21 protein-coding genes and 2 pseudogenes are annotated in these 20,854 nt (G+C 69.5%); 15 read left to right on the plus strand and 8 right to left on the minus strand.

The features are described from left to right. Positions 1-216 precede the first annotated feature (216 nt). Positions 217-567, plus strand: coding sequence for a hypothetical protein (locus E6U81_RS37265; RefSeq protein ID WP_136234426.1), 351 nt, complete (start codon positions 217-219; stop codon positions 565-567). Between the two features lie 12 nt (positions 568-579). On the opposite strand, the pseudogene E6U81_RS37270 reads toward E6U81_RS37265, so the two are convergent. Beyond that, positions 580-1,430, minus strand: a pseudogene (locus E6U81_RS37270) (IS5 family transposase). A gap of 287 nt (positions 1,431-1,717) precedes the next feature. On the opposite strand from E6U81_RS37270, the gene E6U81_RS37275 reads away from it, so the two are divergent. Next, complete coding sequence (locus E6U81_RS37275) at positions 1,718-2,299, plus strand: hypothetical protein (protein ID WP_136234427.1); 582 nt, start codon at positions 1,718-1,720, stop codon at positions 2,297-2,299. Positions 2,300-2,564: 265 nt separating this feature from the next. On the opposite strand, the gene E6U81_RS37280 is transcribed toward E6U81_RS37275, so the two are convergent. Both E6U81_RS37280 and E6U81_RS37285 read right to left on the minus strand, forming a co-directional pair. Then, positions 2,565-2,816, minus strand: coding sequence for a hypothetical protein (locus tag E6U81_RS37280; protein WP_136234428.1), 252 nt, complete (start codon positions 2,814-2,816; stop codon positions 2,565-2,567). After that, a complete protein-coding gene (locus E6U81_RS37285) occupies positions 2,816-3,037 on the minus strand; it encodes a hypothetical protein (RefSeq protein WP_136234429.1) in 222 nt (73 codons plus the stop codon). The genes E6U81_RS37280 and E6U81_RS37285 overlap by 1 nt, the downstream gene beginning before the upstream one ends. A 339-nt stretch (positions 3,038-3,376) precedes the next feature. Here E6U81_RS37285 and E6U81_RS37290 point away from each other — a divergent pair, with 339 nt between their 5' ends. The 4 genes from E6U81_RS37290 (at position 3,377) to E6U81_RS37305 (ending at position 6,242) form a co-directional block, all read left to right on the plus strand. Then, positions 3,377-3,784, plus strand: coding sequence for a hypothetical protein (locus E6U81_RS37290; RefSeq protein WP_136234430.1), 408 nt, complete (start codon positions 3,377-3,379; stop codon positions 3,782-3,784). Positions 3,785-3,840: 56 nt separating this feature from the next. Beyond that, positions 3,841-4,893, plus strand: a complete 1,053-nt coding sequence (locus E6U81_RS37295; protein ID WP_136234431.1) for a DUF6292 family protein — start codon at positions 3,841-3,843, stop codon at positions 4,891-4,893. 187 nt (positions 4,894-5,080) lie between these two features. Next, positions 5,081-5,413, plus strand: coding sequence for a hypothetical protein (locus E6U81_RS37300; RefSeq protein WP_136234432.1), 333 nt, complete (start codon positions 5,081-5,083; stop codon positions 5,411-5,413). After that, positions 5,379-6,242 (plus strand): hypothetical protein, encoded by an 864-nt coding sequence (locus E6U81_RS37305; RefSeq protein WP_136234433.1) that lies wholly within the window; start codon positions 5,379-5,381, stop codon positions 6,240-6,242. The genes E6U81_RS37300 and E6U81_RS37305 overlap by 35 nt, the downstream gene beginning before the upstream one ends. On the opposite strand, the gene E6U81_RS37310 is transcribed toward E6U81_RS37305, so the two are convergent. Both E6U81_RS37310 and E6U81_RS37315 read right to left on the minus strand, forming a co-directional pair. Continuing rightward, positions 6,193-6,498, minus strand: a complete 306-nt coding sequence (locus tag E6U81_RS37310; protein WP_136234434.1) for a helix-turn-helix domain-containing protein — start codon at positions 6,496-6,498, stop codon at positions 6,193-6,195. The genes E6U81_RS37305 and E6U81_RS37310 overlap by 50 nt on opposite strands. Before the next feature lie 267 nt (positions 6,499-6,765). Then, positions 6,766-7,959 carry a hypothetical protein gene (locus E6U81_RS37315; RefSeq protein WP_240804247.1) on the minus strand — a complete coding sequence of 398 codons (1,194 nt, stop codon included), beginning with the start codon at positions 7,957-7,959 and terminating at the stop codon, positions 6,766-6,768. A gap of 326 nt (positions 7,960-8,285) precedes the next feature. On the opposite strand from E6U81_RS37315, the gene E6U81_RS40320 reads away from it, so the two are divergent. The 3 genes from E6U81_RS40320 (at position 8,286) to E6U81_RS37325 (ending at position 9,869) form a co-directional block, all read left to right on the plus strand. After that, the gene (locus tag E6U81_RS40320) at positions 8,286-8,453 is read left to right on the plus strand and encodes a hypothetical protein (RefSeq protein WP_168714853.1); all 168 of its coding nucleotides are present in this window, start codon (positions 8,286-8,288) and stop codon (positions 8,451-8,453) included. An 83-nt stretch (positions 8,454-8,536) separates the two neighbouring features. Beyond that, a complete protein-coding gene (locus tag E6U81_RS37320) occupies positions 8,537-9,163 on the plus strand; it encodes a HEAT repeat domain-containing protein (protein ID WP_168714854.1) in 627 nt (208 codons plus the stop codon). 184 nt (positions 9,164-9,347) lie between these two features. Beyond that, a complete protein-coding gene (locus E6U81_RS37325; RefSeq protein ID WP_136234436.1) occupies positions 9,348-9,869 on the plus strand; it encodes a hypothetical protein in 522 nt (173 codons plus the stop codon). 272 nt (positions 9,870-10,141) lie between these two features. Here E6U81_RS37325 and E6U81_RS37330 read toward each other — a convergent pair whose 3' ends face one another. Further along, complete coding sequence (locus tag E6U81_RS37330) at positions 10,142-11,170, minus strand: TnsA-like heteromeric transposase endonuclease subunit (protein WP_240804248.1); 1,029 nt, start codon at positions 11,168-11,170, stop codon at positions 10,142-10,144. A gap of 115 nt (positions 11,171-11,285) precedes the next feature. Then, on the minus strand, positions 11,286-11,738 hold the full coding sequence (locus E6U81_RS37335; RefSeq protein ID WP_136234437.1) for a hypothetical protein: 453 nt from the start codon (positions 11,736-11,738) through the stop codon (positions 11,286-11,288). A gap of 257 nt (positions 11,739-11,995) precedes the next feature. On the opposite strand from E6U81_RS37335, the gene dnaE reads away from it, so the two are divergent. The 5 genes and pseudogenes from dnaE to E6U81_RS37360 all read left to right on the plus strand — a co-directional run bounded on the left by dnaE (position 11,996) and on the right by E6U81_RS37360 (position 19,152). Further along, on the plus strand, positions 11,996-15,448 hold the full coding sequence (gene dnaE / locus E6U81_RS37340) for a DNA polymerase III subunit alpha (RefSeq protein ID WP_136234438.1): 3,453 nt from the start codon (positions 11,996-11,998) through the stop codon (positions 15,446-15,448). A gap of 5 nt (positions 15,449-15,453) precedes the next feature. After that, complete coding sequence (locus E6U81_RS37345) at positions 15,454-16,437, plus strand: hypothetical protein (protein ID WP_136234439.1); 984 nt, start codon at positions 15,454-15,456, stop codon at positions 16,435-16,437. Between the two features lie 33 nt (positions 16,438-16,470). Beyond that, positions 16,471-17,817: an ISL3 family transposase gene (locus tag E6U81_RS37350; protein ID WP_168714855.1), complete on the plus strand. Its 1,347-nt coding sequence runs from the start codon at positions 16,471-16,473 to the stop codon at positions 17,815-17,817. A gap of 117 nt (positions 17,818-17,934) precedes the next feature. Then, positions 17,935-18,378 (plus strand): hypothetical protein, encoded by a 444-nt coding sequence (locus E6U81_RS37355; RefSeq protein WP_206310120.1) that lies wholly within the window; start codon positions 17,935-17,937, stop codon positions 18,376-18,378. A 284-nt stretch (positions 18,379-18,662) separates the two neighbouring features. Further along, positions 18,663-19,152, plus strand: a pseudogene (locus E6U81_RS37360) (hypothetical protein). Positions 19,153-19,651: 499 nt separating this feature from the next. Here the strand turns inward: E6U81_RS37360 and E6U81_RS37365 are convergent. Further along, entirely contained in the window at positions 19,652-19,852 is a 201-nt protein-coding gene (locus E6U81_RS37365; RefSeq protein ID WP_136234440.1) for a hypothetical protein, read from the minus strand. Between the two features lie 300 nt (positions 19,853-20,152). On the opposite strand from E6U81_RS37365, the gene E6U81_RS37370 reads away from it, so the two are divergent. Further along, the gene (locus tag E6U81_RS37370; protein ID WP_136234441.1) at positions 20,153-20,551 is read left to right on the plus strand and encodes a WYL domain-containing protein; all 399 of its coding nucleotides are present in this window, start codon (positions 20,153-20,155) and stop codon (positions 20,549-20,551) included. Positions 20,552-20,854: the final 303 nt, after the last annotated feature.

Below are 20,854 nucleotides of genomic sequence, written 5' to 3' on the forward strand. Positions count from 1 at the left end.
GAGACGGTGTCCATCACGCGATGCTCGGCATCGCCCGGATGCATAACCTCGCTCTCGCCGGATAGGCCAACGGGCTTCACCGTGATCAGCCATGCCCGAGATGACCCGAAGATCATTTACGGGACAGCCCTTAGGAGCTCTCTTACGGATCATGAGCGGAGATTCGAGTGCAGACCTGCTCGCGTTGGCAGAACTGCCGCCTGCAACGATGCGTCTGTGAGCTATGACCTTGCTGTATGGGACGGTGACCGTCCAGTCGATGACCGCCAAGCGGGCTCGATGTATGACGGGTTCTACGAGCGCTACCTGGAGTCGGACGATGTCGTTGTGCCTCCGGCGCCGCGCATCGTGGCGTACGTGGATGCCCTCGTCGCGCGGTACCCGGATGACGTCGACCACAACGTCGTGTGGGCGTCGACACCGGTCATCGATGAGGCATCGGGCCCGATCGTGTACTTGGTCATGTCTTACGCCAAGGCCGAGGAAGTGTCCGAGTACGCCGCTGAACTGGCCCGCGAGCACGGCCTCGTCTGCTTCGATCCGCAGGGCGAATGTCTCCGCCCCTGAGCTGGCTGTTCATCAGCGGGCGGACCAGAGGAAGATGCCCGCAAGGAGGAGACCGGCGCGGTAGACCGTGGCGGTTTTCTCGTAGCGGGTAGCCAGGCCGCGCCACTGCTTGAGGCGATTGATGCAGCGCTCGACGGTGTTGCGCTGCTTGTAGGCTTCGCGGTCGAATCCGGGCGGGCGCCCGCCGCTGCGACCCTTGCGCTTGCGGTTGGCGATCTGGTCGGCAGGCTGCGGGATCACAGTCCGTACTCCGCGCCTTCGCAGAAGGTCCCGGATGGCTCGTGACGAATACGCCTTGTCGGCCAGCACCATGAAGGGCCTGGTCCTGGGCCTGCCGATACGACGTGGGATCCGGATGGCAGCCATCACGCGATCGAACGCCGGCGCGTCTCCGGCCTGGCCGGGCGTGAGCACGAAACACAGCGGGCGACAGCGACTGTCAGGGGCGAGATGGACCTTCGTGGTCACCCCACCACGCGACCGTCCGATCGCGTGGTCGGCGGGCTCATCAGCCGGGGCCCCTTTTTACGGGCCCCGGCGCCGTTCTGGTGCACGCGCACAATCGTGGAGTCGACCGCGACGACCCAGTCCAGCTCGCCGTCCGCATCGGCCTGGGCGAGCAGGGCAGTGAAGACGCGATCCCAGGTGCCATCGATCGCCCAGTTCCTCAACCGTGTGTATACGCCCTTCCACGAGCCGTACTCCGCGGGGAGGTGCACCCATTGCGAGCCGGTCTGGAACTTCCAGGCGATCGCGTCGATCACCTGTCGGTGATCGCGCCACCGCCCGCCCCGCCTCGGTGTCCGGTCCGGCAACAACGGCTCTATCCGCGCCCACTGCGCGTCAGTCAACGGCACGGCCAGACCAACGATCCGATGATCGGTAAGAAACGCCCTAGCAGGGGCTTCACCTGTCTGTCAGCCCAACTGGTCCACGCGTCTGTTCGGGCTGGAGTCGACTCAGTTCCTCAAGACCCCGGTCGGCGGCCTGCTCGCGACGGGCTCTCTCCACCTCGACACCATCGGCCTGCACCGCTTGTACGCCCTGCTCGTCAAAGCATTGTGGGAGCCATGCCGGGCCGCCCCTCGGCATCGGAGTCCGCCGATCATTCCGGGTGACAGTCCGGAACAGCGGGTGGCACCATGCGGACATGTGCGAAGACTGCCTGGCTGGCTACTCACGCTGTGTCCACGTCACCGCTGACGCCGCCGACGCGTACCGCCAGGCCATGCGACTGTGCGCGCTGATGGAACACCGCGGCGAGGAGGCGGAACTGCTGACGCACCTGGAGACCGTCGACGAGGTCCGCCGCATGGCGGCGGCGCTACCGAACTCCCGCTTTGTGCACCACCCTTACCCTGGCACCCGACCCTCTTGCGGCGCCGGCGACTGCGAACCGGACGTGTCGGTCATGGACGACCGTGAACTGGAGGCACACCTGCCGCTCGAAATGTCAGCACGGTTCGCACCGGGGACGGCCGAGGACCGGGTTATCGCGGCACTGGGCGACAACGGCAGCGCGGTCTTCCTCGTATGGCCGGGCCGCTGGCCGGACAGACCCGAGCGCGGCCTGCACGACTCCCGCCACGACGCGGTACAGGTCGCCTTCCGCGGCGACCACTCCGACCCTGCACTGCCGTCCGGCCGACACGCCGTCCACGTCCACGTGTCCAAGCAGTCCGGCCACCGCGGCGTCGAGTATCTGGCTGCGCAGGCGGGCGTCCACCCGTGACCAACTCGGTGCTCGTGCAAGCCGCCGTCCGGCCCGCATCACCGCACTCGCCCAAGCCGTCCTCGCCCTGACCAGCTCAGAGTGAAGTTGGAAAGAGCTCACTGAGTGCTGTGCTGGTGAACTGGTCGGGAAGCGCGGCTCTTTGTGGTCGCGCTCGGAGAGGGGTGCCGCGAAGCCCGGCCCCGATGAGCAGAGCCCCGGACGTCTGGTTCCGGGGCTCTGCTGCAGGTGGGCTTGGGGGGACGGTGCTGATGGTGTTGTTCGGTCAGTCCGCCTCGACATAGGCGACCAGGACGAGCGTGCCCAGGGCGGTCGGCACGTACAGGATCCGGACGCCGCCCTCGCGGTGCTCACGGATCGCACCGTGCTTCGACAGCACGCCGATCTCCGGATCCTTCGAGACGGCCACCAGCACCGGGTCGAGGCGGAGCCGCTCAGCCTCCGTCATCTTCTCGATCTGCTCCTGCGCCACGTCGTAGAAGACGATCCGCGCGCGCCTGGGCGCGTGTCGGCCCATCAGGCGACGTGCGAGGTGGGAGCGGAATCGTCGAGCGGGGGCTGCCCGAGCTTGTCCCGCAGCTCCTCCCAGGAGGTGACGGCGTCCAGGTCGACACCCTCACCGGCCAGGCGCTCCAGGACGTAGGCGATCCGAGGGTCGCCGTCCGCCATCTCCCGCGCGTCGGCCCGCAGGGCCTCCTGCTCGGCCGGGTCGAACACGATCCGCATCGCAACCTCCACGTCGTAGATGCTGCAACGAGGCTAGCGCAGGCGCGCCCCACCGGAACCCGGAAGGCGAAGAGGTGCGGAGACCGGCCGCTGCACGGGGCGTTCTGCGGCCGGCGGAGACGAAAGCGGCCGGCGCCCACTTCCGCCGAGGCGGGTGGCAAGGGCGCCGGCCAACCGAAAACACACACTCCGGGAGACCCGAGAGGCGTATCTCGCTTCCGAGTGTATCCGTACGAGGCGGTGTTGCGGATCCGGTCACTTGCCATCAATGATGCAAGCTAGGTAATGTTGTCTTGTGAGCGGGTGGTGGCAGCCCGCGGCACCGGACACACACCCGACCCAGGAGGCCCCATGACCCTCGCCCCCACCCACCCCGCCGGCAGCGCGACGCAGCCCGCGGCCGCCGCATCCGCGTGGCCGGCCACCGCCGCGGCCGTCGGAGCCGAATTGGCCCACCTCGCCGAGCTCCTGGCCGAGGCCGGCATCACCGCCGTCCCCGCCGCGGGAGTCCTCGCGGCTCCCGGCCTGGCCGCTGGCCCGGGCGACACCACCGGTATCCGGGTGCGCACCACGAGCAACCCGCCCCACGCCCTGTACCTCATTGCCGGAGGCCGCCTCACCCCGCACACCACCGCCGGCAGCGCCTTCGCCCACCTTCGCCCGCTTATCGAGGCGGCCGCCCGGCCCTGCGGCGGATGTGGCGCCGAGGCCGGCGAGCCGTGCAACCCGTTCTGCGTGCCTGACCCCACTACCGACTGACAATCCCCGCCGGTGGGGCGCGACGAGCCCCCCGCCCCGTGATGAAGGAGACGCACGTGATCCGCGCCGGACGCCTGCCGTACGTCCAGACCATGTCCGACCTCGCCGACGCCCTCGGCAAGAAGGTCACCACGCTCCGAAACCAGAAGCCCTACGCCGCGGAAGGCCACCCGGCGCCGATCAGCTCGCCCGACGCCCGCAACCAGCTCTGGGACTCGGAGCAGACCAAGGCCTTCTACGCCGGCGAGCCCATCCCCGAGCTGCCCCAGGTCGACCACGACGAGGACCTCCTCGACCGCCACGAGGCCGCCCAGGTGCTCGGCATCGAACCCGTCACCTGGAACACGTACAAGAAGGACCCGGCCCTGGCTGCCGGCGCGGTCCTCGTGCCCGCCGGCCCCAAGGGCACCGAGCACTGGCCCCGCCGCCTGGTCCTCGCGTACAAGGACAGCCGGCCCGGCCGCGGCGCCGGCGGCGGCCGCCGCGAGGGCAGCGGCGACATGATCCCCCGCGACCAGATCCTGCCGCGGATCGCCGAGCTCCTGGACGCCGACCCCGCCGTCACCGTTGAGACCGTCTCCGACACCCTCGGCATCACCAAGTTCCCCACCGCGCAGTCCGGCCTGGCCACCCTGCGCGGCCGGCGCATCGCCGACCTCGTCGAGAAGCAGCCCGGCCTCGACCTGAAGGACGCCGCTCTCCAGCTGGGCTACCCCGCCATCACCCACCGCGCCGCCATCACGTTCGCCGAGCGCGAGCTCCGCGCCCGCGGCGCCCAGCCCTACCTGCAGCACACCGCCGACGTCCTGGCCGCGGCCGGCATCGCCCAGCAGGCCCAGGTCGAGATGCGCCAGCTCGACGGAGGCGCCGTCGCCGCCGCCGTGATGCTCGACACCGACCAGCCGGCTGCCGCTGCGGTGTGGGACTCCCGCTACGGATGGCGCACCTCGACCAGCCGCCGGCACCCCATCGGCAAGGACACCGACACCCCGCCCGATGGCGAAGGGATCCGCTACCTGGGCAGCGGGTTGCGGCCCGAGCCCGAAGAACTCCTCGCCGCTCTGCGCGACGGCCGCAAGGGCACGAAGCGCCCCCGTACCACGCCCTGAACCGTGCCCTACCGACGCCTGGACACAATCCGGACCGGGTCGCCCACCGCACCCACAACACCCGCTGTCGTGCGCAGAGTGGATGTCAGTGGCGCGCAGGGTTGTGTCAGTGGGACGGTCCTCAGCTCTTGGAAGGGGTGTGCATGCTGGGTGTTTGACCCCTCGGGCCGTCAGGTTGGATGGCACCGTGGCGAGACGACCCAAGACGGAGAAGAAGCGGCCCTCCTTCGGTATACCGAAGGAGATCATCCTGCTGACTGGGCATGACGTATGGCCCTACACGTTCATCGCCGACGACTCGGGTGGCGGATGCGGCAAGGTCCCGATGCCTGCCGGCGCGGCCCTTGAGGACGTACAGACGGCTGTCTTCACGCAGTTTGCGGATCTTACCCGCATATTCCACGGCGTTGAGATCGACGTCGAATGGTCCTCGCTGACGCCGGATTCGTGGGTGGGCCACATCCGGCGTGTCATCACGGAGGAGCTTGTTCCACCTGGCGCGGCACCTGAAGTCGGCTGATCACGCGGTCACCACGGACACCTCACGAAGTCGACGACGTGCCTCGGGGGGCAGCGCCGGGGCCGGGGGCGACTCGCAGCTCGCGGGACTGTTCAATGCCTGGGTGGTGAACTGGGCACAGATGTACGACTGCCGATTGGACGTGGGCCGTGTACCCGATCTTTTGGCTCTGGTGGAGCGTGAGGACGACGCCGAAGCGTGGAACGAGCTGGGGTACCGGCTGATCCTTGAGCATGACCTGCTGTCGCCGGCCAGCCTCGCGGCATTGCCCTGGCTGGTGCGCCTCGCCGCGGGCAGCATGAAGGCCCGACACCTGGCCGGAGCGATCATGGAACGAGCGGCGAGTCACCACGATGGCGACGAGCTGCTGGCCGGGAGCTCAGAAGTGATCATCGAGTTGGGCGCCCTCCTGGACCGGCACTTGCAGTCGCGGCCGGCCGACTACCTGGTGACCTTCCGCGCGCTGCTCGCGGTCCGGGAGCAGTACCACTGGGCCAACGTCTTGGGGGACTTCGGCGACGACTTCTACGAGCTGCCATGCCCACACTGCGCGGCGGAGGTGACCATCGCCATCGGCGATTATGGCCGCTACACGGCGATCCGGGACTGGGAGCTGGGTGACACAGACCGGCGTGACCTGCGGCCGAGTCCTGCCGAGGACCTTTCGGGTGTCGGCCGATGGATGTACGAGATCGCGGTACGCGATGGGGAAGACGCGCTCGCCGAGGGGATCTGCCATCTCTTCGGCAAAGCCGAGTGTCCGAGTTGTGCCAGCGTTTTCACCATCGCGGATGAGTACGAGGCTGCGAACTGCCCCGTCCTGCGGTAGCGGTAGCACCGTGTGGCATCCGTTGAGGAGTCCGCAGCCGAGGTTGTGGGCCCTCCGCCGGTTCCTGGCCGGTGGCGATGGCTCTGTCGTACGCGGCGAAGGTGCGGTACAGGGTGCACCGGCCGATGCCGAGGTGCCTGGCGATGGCGGTGACCGAATCTTTCGCGTCGCGGCGGCGCAGAGCGCCGGCGAGCATGTCGCCGTCGACGGCCGACGGGCGGCCGCCGTGCTTGCCGTTCGCCGCAGCGGTGTCCAAGTCGACCAGGGTCCGTTCGTGCGGAAGGGTTCACGCGAGCCATCGCCGCGCCGGGACACGGGTCCGCTCGTGGAGGCCGGGAGCTCAGAGAGGCGGGCCCCGCAGCACGAGCACACGAACCCGAGATCACTGGTCATAGCGCCCGAGCCTAGATACCGATTCCGGCATCGCCCCAGGCGGGAGCCTGCTCGCGCTACCTGTGACCGAGCGTCGTGGTTGGCCTGTCCGGCCAACCACGACGCTCAGCCCTTGCCGCATCGGGGGCGATCACAGCAACGCGGCGATGCCCTCTCGGTTGTCGGGCAGCCCAGCTGCACGGAACCACAACACGTTCCGGCTGATTCCGCCCGTTGCCTCGTCCGTGTCCACGAATGCCCGCAGCAGGTCGCGTTGGGCGCAGGAGAGCGGGTGGGCCGGGTCGTAGCCACCGGCAAAGGCTCTGAGCAGGATCGGCCCGCGCTCGAAGTCGACGACCGACGTGCCCCCCGCGGACACGACAGCGACCGTCACCGGTGCCACCTCTTCAAAGGCTTCAGCCAGGGCGAGCGCGGAGCGCAGCACGGTGAACCGGAACCACCCGTCGAGCCCGGGCAACGGTTCGGGGAACCATCCGTCCGTTGTCTGCGGGTCCCGAAGGGCGTCGAGGAGGACGGCGAGAGCGCGTGGCCGATCTACTTGGGCGGGCCCGAGCGCGGCGCAGACCCGCACAGCCGGGTCGGAGTCGGTGAGTAGGTCGGAGGTGTTCATTCCCCACACGGCGAGCGCCCGCGCCACACTCGCTCGTTCCCGTCGCCCCGATGCGGTGCCCAGATGTGCCCGCAGCAGCGTGGCGGCCTGCGGCACCTTGTCGGCGAGCCCTGGGGCGGCAAGGAGCGGCACTGCGGCGCCGAGCGCGGCCTCTCGGACGTGAGGGTCGGGAGAGGAGAGGAACGGTTCGACGGCGTCGTACAAGGCGGGGCGTATCTCCCGGCAAGCGTGTAGTGCGGCGAGCTCGTCCGGGTCGTGCTCGCGCCGTGTTTCGTCGTGCCAGGGCTCCCACTGCCAGTCGGTTCGGTCGCGTACGAGGTCCTCTCCGTAGGCGGCCGACTCGGCAACTTGTCCCAGCCAGACGAGCAGGGCGGCCCGCAAGGTGCGCGGCGGGCCGTCGTCCCACGGGAAGTGCCCCTCGTGCTCGGCGAGGGCCATGCGATGGTCGAGGATCGCGGCGACGAACAGCGCTGCGGGCGCGGTGACGGTGTACAGCGAGCCCTGGTGCAGCACGCCCATGTCCAGCGCGGCCAACGCCTCGGACCGAACCTCGGGATCTTCGTCCACGAGGGAGCACAGCGAGAGGGGTATGTCCTCGCCGGAGCCGTAGGCGTGCTGGAGAGACTCCCAATTCGTCCCCAACAGCAGAGCTCGGGCGCTCGGCGGCAGTCCGCCCAGGATCCGCGTCATGCGGGCACTCTCATCATCCGTCATGCCCGCACCCTGTCAGCCCCCGCCGACAACGCCCGCCTCCCGGAAAAGGGACGGATGGCTGACACCGGCCCCGGCCACCGTGGTCAGATCGGTCGAGGGTCGCGCCCGCGTGCGGTGACTCCGCCCAGCGGGGACGTCTGGCCCTGAAGGCCACTAACCTGCTCAAGCGCCATCTATCGCGCTCAGTCTCAACCCGACTGTGACTGATTCCCAATCGCACTTGTCAAGGTCATGGAGACCTGCGGGGACGTTGAGAGGGTATGGGGGGCTGCGTGCGCTGGCTGCCACGAACGCCGTTGTCAGACGCCTGTTGGACAATCCGTTCCGTGACGCAGTGGCAGGTTTGGCGCGGGCTGAAGGATCACAAGGAGGACGGATTGGAAGACCAATGGGCAGCGGATGATCTCACCCTGCGCCTGATGAGCTGGCGGCCGGACTCACAGATCCAGACTGCGACCTCGACGACCTGGCAGAAATCGAAGAGGAGCTCGTAGCTGCCCGGCGGCGGGAGCTGATTCCGCACCTGGAACGGCATCTCGCGGCAGCCGTGGTAGCGGGCAACTGGTACGCCCGTCATGTGCTCGCCCAGATTCTGGCCGAGACCGCCGGCCTCACATCCCTGGCGGCCCTGTTGCAGGCTTACTCACGCGATTTGGGTGACGACCAGGACTCCCGCTCGACGAGGCTCCATGTACTCGCGCAGGAAGATCCGGCCGCCGCGCGCATAATCCTCCTGCCGTATGCCGTTGGCAACGATGCGGACCTTCGCAGGGCGGCAATCTGGCTGCTCGGCTTCGTCCCCGAACCGGCCGATCTCGACCTGGTTGCTCACGCTGCGCAGGACTCGGACGAAGGAATCCGCAGCGTGGTCGTGGGTACGCTCGGCAGCCACGGGGCGGAGCCGACGGCGATCGACCTGTTGTTGAACCTGCTGGACGACCCTTCCCCCCAGGTGCGCATCTCCGCCATCAGCTCCCTCGGCTTCCTTCAGCAACCCCGAGTCCTGCCGAAGATCCGCTTGCTCGCGAACGACGAGAACCCCCGCGTTCGAGCCTGGGTCGCGATTGCCTTGGGCCGCCTTCCCGCTCTGGAGCCGGCAGATCCCGCAACCTCGGCCGTGCTCGACCAGCTGGCAGCAGACGCTGACCCGTACGTTCGCGACCAGGCAACCGAGGCACGTCAGCGAAAGCCCCTCCGCGGCTGACGAGGCGTGCGCTTCATGCGATGCCGGCCAGGTCCGGTTGCGGTGGCTGGGCTGTCCATCCGCGACCAACGTCAATGGGCAGCCCAACCACCACAACCGGGCCTGAGCAGCGCCGCATAGAGCCAGCTGCACTGGTGAAGGTAAGTTGATCACCAGTTGGCTGGGGCCGTGGGGAGGAGCTGTTGTGACAGAGATCGAGGTCCCGGGACCTGAGTCCGACTGGCAGCCGGCGACACAACCGCCCTACTACACCGGCAAAAACCCCGCCCACCAGTACAGCATCTGGGAGCACTCTGCCCCCCTGTTCCTGATGATCGGAGCTCTGGCACTGCCGGTGCAACCCGTGGCTCAACGGCTGCGTCTGCACGTGGAACGGTCGTGGGACGGATTGGACGAACTCGACATCGTTCTGTTCCGGCTGAAGGGGTTCAGCTTCGCGATCAGCAAGCACGACGGGAATCCGCTCGGGGTCTCGTATGTCTGGCTCACCCAGCCGCACCAGCAAGCCGACAAGGCCCTGGACACCTTCCTCGAGGTAGTCGGGATCGGGGAGGGCGCCGTTGCATTCCGCGGGGACGCTCACGACTACCGGGCAGAGCGGGTGCTCGCGGTACAGGACGTTGGCTCTCCCGACGACGCCTATGGCGTCACCTCGGCGACCTCGCTATGGGCCAGGTTCCGGCGTGCCATCGGCATGACCCGGTAGGCACCTTCAACGCTTGACAACGGTCATTGGGAATCAGGCAACTGTCACTGGGCCGGGCCCGGGACGGATGGCCGTCGCGGAAGCCGGTCGCGGCCTCCCTCACGTGCTCTGCCCTGATCATGGCCTGCTTCAAGCGGGTTTCCGTCAAATCGGCCCGGCTGCGAGGCTGTCCCGCGACTCGCTTCCTCCGGTCCGGCCGCCGCCCCCCGACCTGACGGACGTCCGGGTGCTGGATCAGCCAGCGGATCGTCCGCTCCTCCCTCCGTCCGTCCTCATGGAACAGGCGGAACCGACCGAGCTGCGGCTCGATCGACTCGACCATCCACTCGACTCCGTTCAGCAGCAGACGTCTGCCGACGCGAGATCGCGCAGCCTGCCCCCGGTTGTCGCGGCCGCCCTCCCGGTGAGGCGCCGAGCCAGACCGGCGATCCGTCGTTGAAGGGACTGCCCAGATCCGGGGCCAACTGCCGGTGCCAGAGCAGATGCGTCGCGTGCGCGCGAGCGACCACCGGCAACTTCGTTGCCCCGGCCATCTCCCCGAATGTGAGCTTCCCCGCCTCCTCGACGGCGGCCAGCAGCTGGCACTGGAGCCGCATCGGGTCCTGCAACGGGCGACGCTGGGACGACAGGAAATCCAGGACGCTGTGGACGTGCGGACGCCAGCCGGCCACCACCGAATACCGCCATCCGACGGTCTCCGCCACGTGCCGGGCCGCCGCGAACTTCAGGGCGTCGAGCGGTCCGATCAGCCGCTCCGGCCGGACGTCGAACAACCACCCGCCCCAGCCGGGCATCACCGCCAGGAAGTCCGGGGTGTGGCGTGCGCGTACCCCCTCGTGCTCGAAGTCCAGTTCAAACGGCTGGGCCAGCACATCCACGACCCGGAGGAAGTCCAGTGCGAGCAGCAGACGTTGCTCTTCCAGCGACTCGAAGCCGTGGTGGCGGCCGGTCGACACCATGAACTGCAGCCCCGGCCGGTGTCCCTGCCTCGCCCTCCAGGTGAACCCGCGAACCGGAGACGACGAGCCGACGGGCGCCGAGCCCATGTCGCTCACCGGCCATGCCACCGACCCGCCGCCGACCCGCCACGACGTGATCCATCGCCGCTGCCAGCCCTCGGACAGGGTCAGCCGGTCCGGTGCCGTTTCGTCACCCGCATGCTCCACGATCAGCATGTCCAGGCCGCATGAGTCGGACCGAATCACCGGCCTGGTCCAGAGGAGCAGCCACGGCATGTGCTGTGGCGGGATCGCCGAAACTATTCGAAATTGCTCACCAGTGACGGTGACGGAGGCGTTCACTCGTGACGGGCGAGCTTGAACGCGGAAACGAGCAGGATCACGGCAAGGGCGGTGTCAGCCCAGTTGTCACCCAGCGGACGGCGATTCCACTGCCCGAAGGGGTTCCACCGGACGGTCAGAAGCTCCAGCTGTAGAGGCCACCACCCGTGCTCACCGCCGACGTCGCGAGCCGGGCAACTCCCTGCAGGACCGCCAATAGATCATCGTCGGTCATATCGTCCCCGTCGGCAGATTTGAGCCTCGTGGTCCAGCGACCTGCCAACTCCTCCAGTTCGGCGGAGCTGGCGCTGGCCAACGCCTGGGTCAACCGCTGCGGCAGAGCGAACACCTCAACGCCATCGTTCAAGGGGGCGGTGACCCACTCCGGCCACGACCACCCAAGGAGCTGCTCAAGCGGCGGGACCTCGGCCGAGGGCTCGTCGAAGTACATGTCCCACTCGGCAATGGCGCTGTCTGGCTCAATGAAACGGCAGGTCACAGACTCAAAGGCCCGACTAGGTCCCCGCAGGCGCGTCGCAGCGGCAGTCTCATCGTCGGGAGCGAGGAAGAACACTATGTCGTGGGCCATCTCGGCATGATGACAGCTCGCCGTACTGGCGCCGGTGACAGGTATCGCGACCAGGTGACACCCAGCTCGACCTGGCACACCTACAGAGAGGCACCGGGAATACGCTCGCAAACTGTCGTGCACCACTCGCAAACTGTCGTGCTCCATCACACCTACAGCGGAGTAACCGATTCGCCATGTTCGATTTTAGTTCGATATCTTGGAGGGATGGAATCCGGCTATAACGGCTGAAACTGTGCGTTCGCGGGAGGTGTGTCATGGGCTGTGGGGTGCACCTCCACGTCGCCAGCGGATTCTCCGCCCGCTACGGCGCCTCCCACCCCCATGACCTGGTGCGTCGTGCCGCCGAGCGCGGTATCGACACCTTCGCGCTGACCGACCGGGACACGGTGACCGGCGCAGTGCGCTTCGCGAAGGCCGCCCTGGGCGCCGGGATCCGGCCCGTCTTCGGCGTCGATGTCGCCGTCGCTCCCCACACCTCGGCCCGCCCCGGCGCTGCCCCGCGGCCGCGGACTCCCGCGCGCGGCGGCGCGCACGTGGTGGAGCTGCCGCTGCGCGTCACCCTCCTCGCGCGCAGTGCGGCGGGGTGGGGGCGGCTGTGCCGTCTGGTGTCCGCCGCGCACGCGGGTGCCGGCGGGGGAGCGCCTGTGGTGTCCTGGGAAGACCTTCGTCGGTATGCCGGTGAGGAGCTGGTGGTGCTGCTGGGGCCGGTGTCGGAGCCGGTGCGCGCGCTGTCGGCGGGGCGGCCCGATGTCGCCGAGCGGCTGCTCGCGCCGTGGCGGGACTTCGCGGGCGGGAACCTGCGGCTGGAGACGGTGTGCTGGGGCGTTCCCGGCACGGGGCCGGGGTCGGTGCGGCTGGCCGCCCGCACCCTGGGCCTGGCCGACCGGCTCGGCATTCCGGCGGTGCTGACGAACGCGGTCCGGTACGCCGATCCGGGCCAGCACCGGATCGCCGATGTCCTCGATGCGGCGCGGCTGCTGCGGCCGATCGACCGGCGCCGGCTGGACTGCGGCCGGCGGTGGCTGACCGGCGCCGAGCAGATGGCGGCCGCCGCCGAGCGGATTGCCGAAGCGTCCGGCGCCGGCCGTGGGCGGGCCGCCGGCCTGCTCGCAGAGACCGTCCGGACCGGTGAGGCGTGCGTGGTCGACCCGGTGGCGGATCTGGGGCTGGGGCGGCCGCACTTTCCCGAGCCGGAGGTCGTCGGCGCCGAGCCGGGCTCGGGCGGGGCGATGCGGCTGCTGCGGCAGCGGTGCGAGGCGGGCATGTTCGCGCGCGGCCTGGACGGCGACCGGCGGGCGGTGGAGCAGCTGGAGTACGAGCTGTCGGTGATCGGGGAGCTGGAGTACGAGGCGTACTTCCTCGCGGTCGCCCAGGTCGTCGCCGACGTCCGGGCGATGGGGATCCGGGTCGTGGCCCGCGGCTCGGGGGCCGGGTCGATGGTCAACCACGCCCTGTTCGTGGCGACGGCGAACCCGCTGGACCACGACCTGCTCTTCGAGCGGTTCCTCTCCGTCCGCCGGCGGTCGCTGCCCGACATCGACGTGGACGTCGAGTCCGCGCGCCGCCTTCAGGTCTACGACCGGATCATCGAGCGGTTCGGCACCGACCGGGTGGCGGTGACGGGGATGCCGGAAACCTACCGGGCCCGGCACGCCCTGCGCGATGCCGGCCTCGCTCTCGGTATCGCCCCGCAGGTCATCGACCGGGTCGCGAAAGCCTTCCCGCACATCCGCGCCTGCGACATCCGCGACGCCCTCACCACGCTCCCGGAGCTGAAGCAGCTGGCGGCCGAGGCGGAGAAGTTCGGGCCGCTGTGGGAGCTGGCCGAAGGCCTCGACAAGCTGCCGCGGGGGATCGCGATGCACCCGTGCGGCGTCATCCTGTCGAACGCCGCGCTGCTGGACCGGCTGCCGGTGCAGCCGACGCCGGGCGGGTACCCGATGGTGCAGGCCGACAAGGAGGACGTCGAGGACCTCGGCCTGCTCAAGCTGGACGTCCTCGGGGTGCGGATGCAGTCCGCGATGGCCCACGCGGTCAAGGAAATCCGGCGGACCTCCGGCCGGCAGATCGACCTCGACAACCCCGACCACGTCCCCCTCGGCGACCCGGGCGCCTTCGACCTGATCCGCGCCTCCGACACCGTCGGCATGTTCCAGCTCGAATCACCCGGCCAGCAGGACCTCGTCGGCCGGCTCCAGCCCCGCGACGTCCAGGACGTCATCGCCGACATCTCCCTCTTCCGACCCGGCCCGGTCAAGGGCGGCATGCCCGCCCTCTACATCGCCGCCCGCCACGGCGCCGCCCCCCACTACCCCCACCCTGACCTCGTCCCCGTCCTCGCCTCGACGTACGGGGTGACGATCTGGCACGAGCAGATCATCGACATGTTTGCCGTCCTGACCGGCTGCGACCGCGCCCTCGCCGAGATCGCCCGCCGCGCCCTCGCCGACAAAGACCGCCTGCCAGCCGTGGAGGCCTGGTTCCGCCGTGGGGCCGGCGCCCGCGGCTACACCCCCACCGTCCTCGATGAGGTGTGGGAGGTCATCAAGGGGTTCGGCGCGTACGGGTTCTGCCGCGCTCACGCGGTGGCGTTCGCGGTGCCCGCGCTGCAGTCGGCGTGGCTCAAGGCCCACCACCCCGCCGCGCTCTACGCCGGCCTCCTCGAGCACGACCCGGGCATGTGGCCGCCCCGCGTGATCGTCTCCGACGCCCGCCGCCACGACATCCCGGTCCTGCCCGTCGACATCAACCACTCCGCCGCCGACTACCGCATCGAGCAGACCGGCGACGGCAGGTGGGGGGTGCGGCTGTCGCTGTCCTCGGTGCGCGGCATCAGCGAGGACCAGGTCGCCCGGATCGCCGCCGGCCAGCCCTACAACGGCCTCCTGGACTTCTGGACCCGCGCCCGCCCCGCGCTGCCCATCGCCGAACGCCTCATCCAAATCGGCGCCCTCGACCTTCTGCGCGGCCCGCTGACCCGCCGCGACCTCCTCCTGCAGGCCGCCGAGCTCCACTCCCACACCCGCGCCCGCCCCGCCGACGGCCAGCTCCCCCTCGGCGGCGAACTCGTCACCGCGGAGCCGTCCGGGCTGCCGGAGATGACCAGCCGCGAAGCCCTCACCGCCGAGATCGACGTCCTGAAGATCGACGTCTCCCAGCACCTGATGACCCACCACCACCGGCTGCTCCGCGAGATCGGCGCCACCGACGCCGCCCACCTCAAGACCATGCACCCAGGACAGAAAGTCCTCGTCGCCGGGGTGCGCGCCTCCACCCAGACCCCGCCGATCCCGTCCGGCAAACGCGTCATCTTCGTCACCCTCGAAGACGGCTCCGGCCTGGTCGACCTCGCGTTCTTCGAAGACAGCCACGACGCCGTCGCCCACACCGTCTTCCACTCGGGTCTCCTCCTCGTCCGCGGCACCGTCGAAGCCCGCGGACCCCGCCGCACCGTCGTCGGCCAGATGGTCTGGAACTTGGAAGAACTCGCCGCCGCCCGCCGCGACCACGGACCCGAAGCCGTCCTCACCCTCCTCGGCCAGGACCACCTCGCCCCCACCCCCGCCGGCACCCCCAACCGGCAGCGGACCCTCACGAACGGCACCAGCGGCGCCCGCCTGCACCCCTACGCCGACCTCCAGCCCGCCGGCACCCGCTCCGCCGACCTCACCACCCTCGGCTACACCAGCCCCGGAAGCCCCGGGTGACCACCATGAACGAGCGACGCATCCTCCACGCCCACTTCCACCTCACCCCCGGCGCCCCGCAGGAGCTGTACGAGCAGCTCCTGGCCCTCGCCGAAGACATCACCCCGCGCGTCCAGGCAATCCCGCCGGACGCCGCCCACCTCGACATCACCGGCGCCCTCCGGTACTGGCAACGCGACCCCGCCGCCCTGGCCACCCTGCTGCGCCTGCGCACCCTGGCCGTCCACGGCATCCAGACCACCTGCGCCGTCGCCCCCAACCGCATGCTCGCCACCATGGCCGCCGCGAGCACCCCGCCCGGCACCACCACCGTCATCGACCAGCGTGACATCGAGCAGTGGCTGCGCCCACGCCCGGTCGCAGCCCTCCACGGCGTCGGCCCGGCCACCGCCGGCAAGCTCCGCACGTACGGCCTGCACACCATCGGCGACCTCGCAGACACCCCGCTCCCCACCCTCGTCCGCCTCCTCGGCGCCGCCACCGGCCGCACCCTCCACGCCCACGCCCACGGCCAGGACCCGCGCACCGTCCAGGCACAGCCCGTCGCCAAGTCCCTCGGCGCCGACCGCACCTTCGACCACGACATCCTCGATGCCGCCGCCCACCGCCAGGCGCTGCTCTCCCTCGCCGACGAAGTCGCCGCCGGCCTGCGTGACGGACGGCAGGCCGCGGGCGGGCTGGCCCTGACCGTCCGCTACGCCGACCACACCCACAGCACCCGCACCCGCACCCTGCCCGAAGCCACCGCCCACACCCGGCCCATCGCCACCACCACCCACGACCTCTACGCCCAGCTCGGCCTCCAACGCGCCCGCGTCCGCGCCATCAGCCTGCGCGCACACGACCTCCGCCCCGCCCACGAAGCCACCCAGCAACTCACCCTCGACCCCGCAGACGACCGCGCCCTCGCCCTCGAAGCAGTCACCGACCGCGCCCGCTACGGCCCCGGAACACTCCGACCTGCCACCCTCGCTACCCACACCCAATAGGTCAGCCGAGACCCTGCCACGACCTGCCCGAAGGTGACCTTCGCCGAGCAAGTGCCCGGGCTGACCGTGCGCTATCAGCAGCGGACACCATCGTTGCAGCGCCTGGTCGAGGAAATCGGCGTGGTGCTGGCCGGCCGGGGCGGCTCTCGGATGCTTCGGATCCTGAACGTCACGCTCTCGCGGTGCACCGTCCTGTCCCAGCTGATGCGGGTGCCGCTTCCGGCACTGGTCACGCCCCGGGTGCTGGGGGTGGACGACTTCGCGCTCCACGGCAACATCTACGGCACCCTGCTGGTCGACGCCACCACCCGGCTCCCGCTCACACTCTGGGAAGGACGCGACGCCGAACAGCTCGGCCGGTGGCTCCGTCAGCACCCAGGCGTTGAGGTCGCCTGCCGCGACGGCTCCCTTGCCTACCGGCAGGGCATCAGCGTCGGCGCCCCCGATGCCGTGCAGGTCAGCGACCGCTTCCACCTCTGGCAGGGCCTCGCCCGCCGCGTTCAGGACATCGCTTCCGCCCACCGCGGCTGCCTGCCCGCAGCCCTGCCTCCGATCAGCGAGACCGGTCCCGCACCGGTCGAGGAGACTGCCGAGAACACCGCCGCGGACACGCGGGCCGAGCGACACGCCCGACGCCTGTTCGAGGTGGTGCACGCCCTGACCCGTTCTGGCCGGAGCCCCAGCTCCGTGGCCCGGGAACTCGGCCTGAACCGCCGATCCGTCAGCAAGTACGCCCGGGCCCATACCTGGCAGGAGGTGGTGCGTCGCCTGCCCCGCAAGCCCTCCACCCTGGATCCCTACCTTGGCTACCTGCAGCAACGCTGGGACGAGGGACAGCACAGCGCGAAGATCCCGCACGAAGAACTGCAGAGCAAGGGCTACCTCGGCCACTACCAGCGCGTGAAAATGGCCGTCGCACCCCTCAGGCGGGGCCTGTCCCTGGACGAGCCTCACGAGCGACCGCCCTCCCCGCGGGAAGCCGCCCGCTGGATCACCACCCATCCGCACCACCGCAGCCCGCATATCAACGATCGCCTGCCCCGGCTCCTCGGCCACTGCCCTGAACTCAAACTCACCCACGACCTGGTCCGCCGGTTCGCCGCCATGCTCGACAACCGTGACGCCGCACCCTTGGCAGGCTGGCTGAAGGACCTCGCCAACAGCGAACTCGCCCCTCGCGCAGGTCTCGCCAGGGCCCTGCGCGAAGACCGGCCTGCCGTCGCCCAGGGCATCACCACCCCTTACAACTCGGGGGTCAACGAAGGCCGCATCACCGACGTCAAGCTGCAGAGACGTCTCATGGCCGGACGCGCCGGCGTCCCACTTCTCCGCCACCGCGTCGTCCTGATCGCCCACCTCCGCCGCCGATACGCGGTCTGACAGACCACCCTCCCGGGCTCGGCACCGTTCCCTGAAATCTGACGCCATGGTTTGGTCGTCACGAATGCTTCGTCGCCTCGGCGTGGGCGGTCAGCCGTGAATGTCAGAATCGGCAGCATGACTCTGTGCGACTACTTCGCCGCCACTGACGACCAGGCTGCCGCCGTGGCTCAAATGCCTGGTGGCCCGGCCCAGGCCGCACTCGACGCGGTCTCCCTGAAGGGCATCGACCCGGTGGTCGCCATTGCCCAACTGGAAGGGATCGCGACCAGCTGCAGCTATGAGGAAGCCAGCCAGCGCCCGCGCTCCGGACAGCTGCTGTCCCCACCGGAAGCCGACGGCCCCTTCGTGTTCAGCCTGTCGGACTCGCTGATCGAGGCACTCGTCACTGCAACACCGGATGACCTCGCGCGGTACGCCGAGCCATGGTCCAGGACGGACGAACTGCGGCAGAGCCAGGTCGATGCCGAGACCGCGGCCGGTGTCCTGGAAGCCCTGGCCAGCCTGGCCTCGCGTGCTCAGGCGAGCCGCATGGGTCTGTACTGCTGGTGGTCACTGTGATGCAGCGAAGTCAGCTTTCAAGCCCCGACAAGAGATGATCTCCGGCTACGAAAATCTTGCCAGAGCCACTCACAGGAGCACGCCGACATCATGCACGGTGCAACGAACAATCACATCAAAGAAACCTCGTGGCCTGCGGCTTCCGACGACCCGGGCATAGTGGCTGTCACCGGTTGGCCAAGCCAGTTGTCACCATTCCGGAGTGCCCGCGATGGGTCCGGAGGCTGGCTGGGGAGGTCGTTTCTGGTTCGTAATCTTGACACAGACATCCTGGGGGAGACGAGTTGATCACGGAGCACCAGCAGAAGCTGCGCGAGCGCTACATCGGCGCCACCGTCATGCCGGCGCCGGAGCCGTGGCGGCCGGTGCTGGACCGCAGGACGCCTCTCGGGGGTCTGCTTGGCATTGGGTTCGCCGTCCATCCCGACAGCGGGCACGACCTTGTCATGGTCGTGTCCAGCGACGGCCACGGACTCCTTGACGCGGTCACCGGCGAGAAGGTCGCCCGCGATCGGGACCCGGACCCCGACACCAGCACTCCGGACGCGTCGCCGGAGCTCACCTGCCCCGGGCTCGGCCCGATCGAGGGCACGCCGGTGCGTATCGCCGGGCTCTTCGGTGGTGGTCTGCACAGCACCACTCCAGACGGCTGGACCCTGGACGTCGTCAGAACTCCGCGCAGCCGGGTTCTCTCCCTCCGGCCTGACTCTGGCGGTCGCCACCAGCAGCGACCTCACCTTCTGGACCCGACCTGAACTCCACTTTGACGACTGAGCGGATAGCGGTTCAGTAGGCGAATGCACTCTTCATGGCCGTGGCCAACGTGTCTCGGCACAGCTGGTCAAGCCCATGCCGACGCGCCCCTGCGGCAGTTGCACCGGAAGGGGGCCGGAGGGTTGTCTGCAGAGGTGCACTAGGAGTTGCACCGGAGGTGTGACCGGGAGTGGGACCCCCACTTTTTCGATCTTGGCCATCGTGCCTGGTCAGGCCCCGTGGGCAAGCCCCCTCGCCACGACGACACCTCTTTCTCCGCGATAGCCGGAGGAAGAGGCCTGTTTCTTCTCAGGGGCCGGGCCGGCCTTCACCAGCCCAGCCCAGCCCAGCTCGGACCGGCACCCACGGTCCGGTCCGTGCCTCGGCCGGCTCCCTGCTCCCCGCTCCGGACCACGCGCCGTCTGCTGCGCGCCCCGGCCCCCACAGCGTGCGCCCCGCTGCGCCCGGACACGCCGAAGCGGCCCCGCCGTAGGGCGAGGCCGCTTGGTGTGGAGCTGATTCAGTGCATCTCCCAGTCGACGCAGCGGCGCTGGGGGAGCGGCGGCTCGACGCCGAGGCGCAGTGCCTGCCGGACCGCCGCGCGGTCCCGCTTGTGTGCCGCCTGCTGGTGAGGCTTCCTGCTCCCGTCCTTCAAGTGGGAGATCCAGGGCCGCTGCTGGAGCTGCAGGTGCGCGGGGCGGTCGTGGAAAGTGCGGGCCATCTCGGGGCTCCTCGCTGTGGGTTTGTAGAGGTGTGTGTTTCGCGGTCGCTGACCGGCTGCCACCGCCGACCAATTGAGACAACCATAATCCCTATTCATCACTCCCGCCAAGCGGGGGTGCGGGGCTAGTTGCCGCGCGTCGCGGCGCAGGCGGCTGGGTGGGTGAATGCGGAACCGGGTCGAGAAGAAAGCCGTTCCGGCTTCCCAAAACAGTGACGAGGAGCGATTATAGTTGTCTTGCTGGTCGGGAGTGGCACCCGGTCAACACCCCCCGAACTCACACGCTCCAGGGAGAAACCCGTGTCGAACTCCATGAAGATCACTGCCGGTCAGACCACCGCCCGCACCCTGACCGATCTGATCCGCGCCATGGACGGCCAGCGCGCCACGACCATCACCTACGTCGACAGCAAGGGCGACGAGTCGGTGCGCACCATCGAGATCCACAACATCCTCACCACCAGCAAGGGCGGCATCATCGTCCGCGCGATGTGCCGCACCCGGGGCGAGATGCGCTCCTTCACCCTGGAGCACATCAAGGCGTACACCGTCCACCGCATTCGCTTCGTCCTCGCGGTCCCAGAGGAGAACGCGGCGGACGTGACCCCCCTCGCCCACTTCGTCTCCACCGCGAAGGAGCTGGTTGACCTGGAGCTGGAGCGCGACTACCCGGCGCCCAAGTTGAAGCTCGCCGCATAGGCGAGCGGGGGCCCGCCCCGCCGGGCGGGCCCCCGCCGCCGCGCCCACCGGCGGGGGCCCGCACAGCCCCCGCCCCCCGCTCGCAGAAGGAATCGACGATGACCCGGTGCAACCCACAGCCCGAGACGACCGACTGCACCGGATGGGGCGAGCCGTGCGGAGCCGAGATCACCGAAAGCGCCGATCTCTGCCGCGACTGCCTCATCGGGCGCCTGAACGCGCAGTCGCCCGGATCCCCCTCTAGCCCCTGGCCGCGCCCGGCGGTCGGAACCGCCCCGCCCGCCCGGCCCCGACACCGGCAGC

Origin of the sequence: Streptomyces sp. A0592, from assembly GCF_004795115.1 — a bacterium.
Lineage (GTDB): Bacteria > Actinomycetota > Actinomycetes > Streptomycetales > Streptomycetaceae > Streptomyces > Streptomyces erythrochromogenes.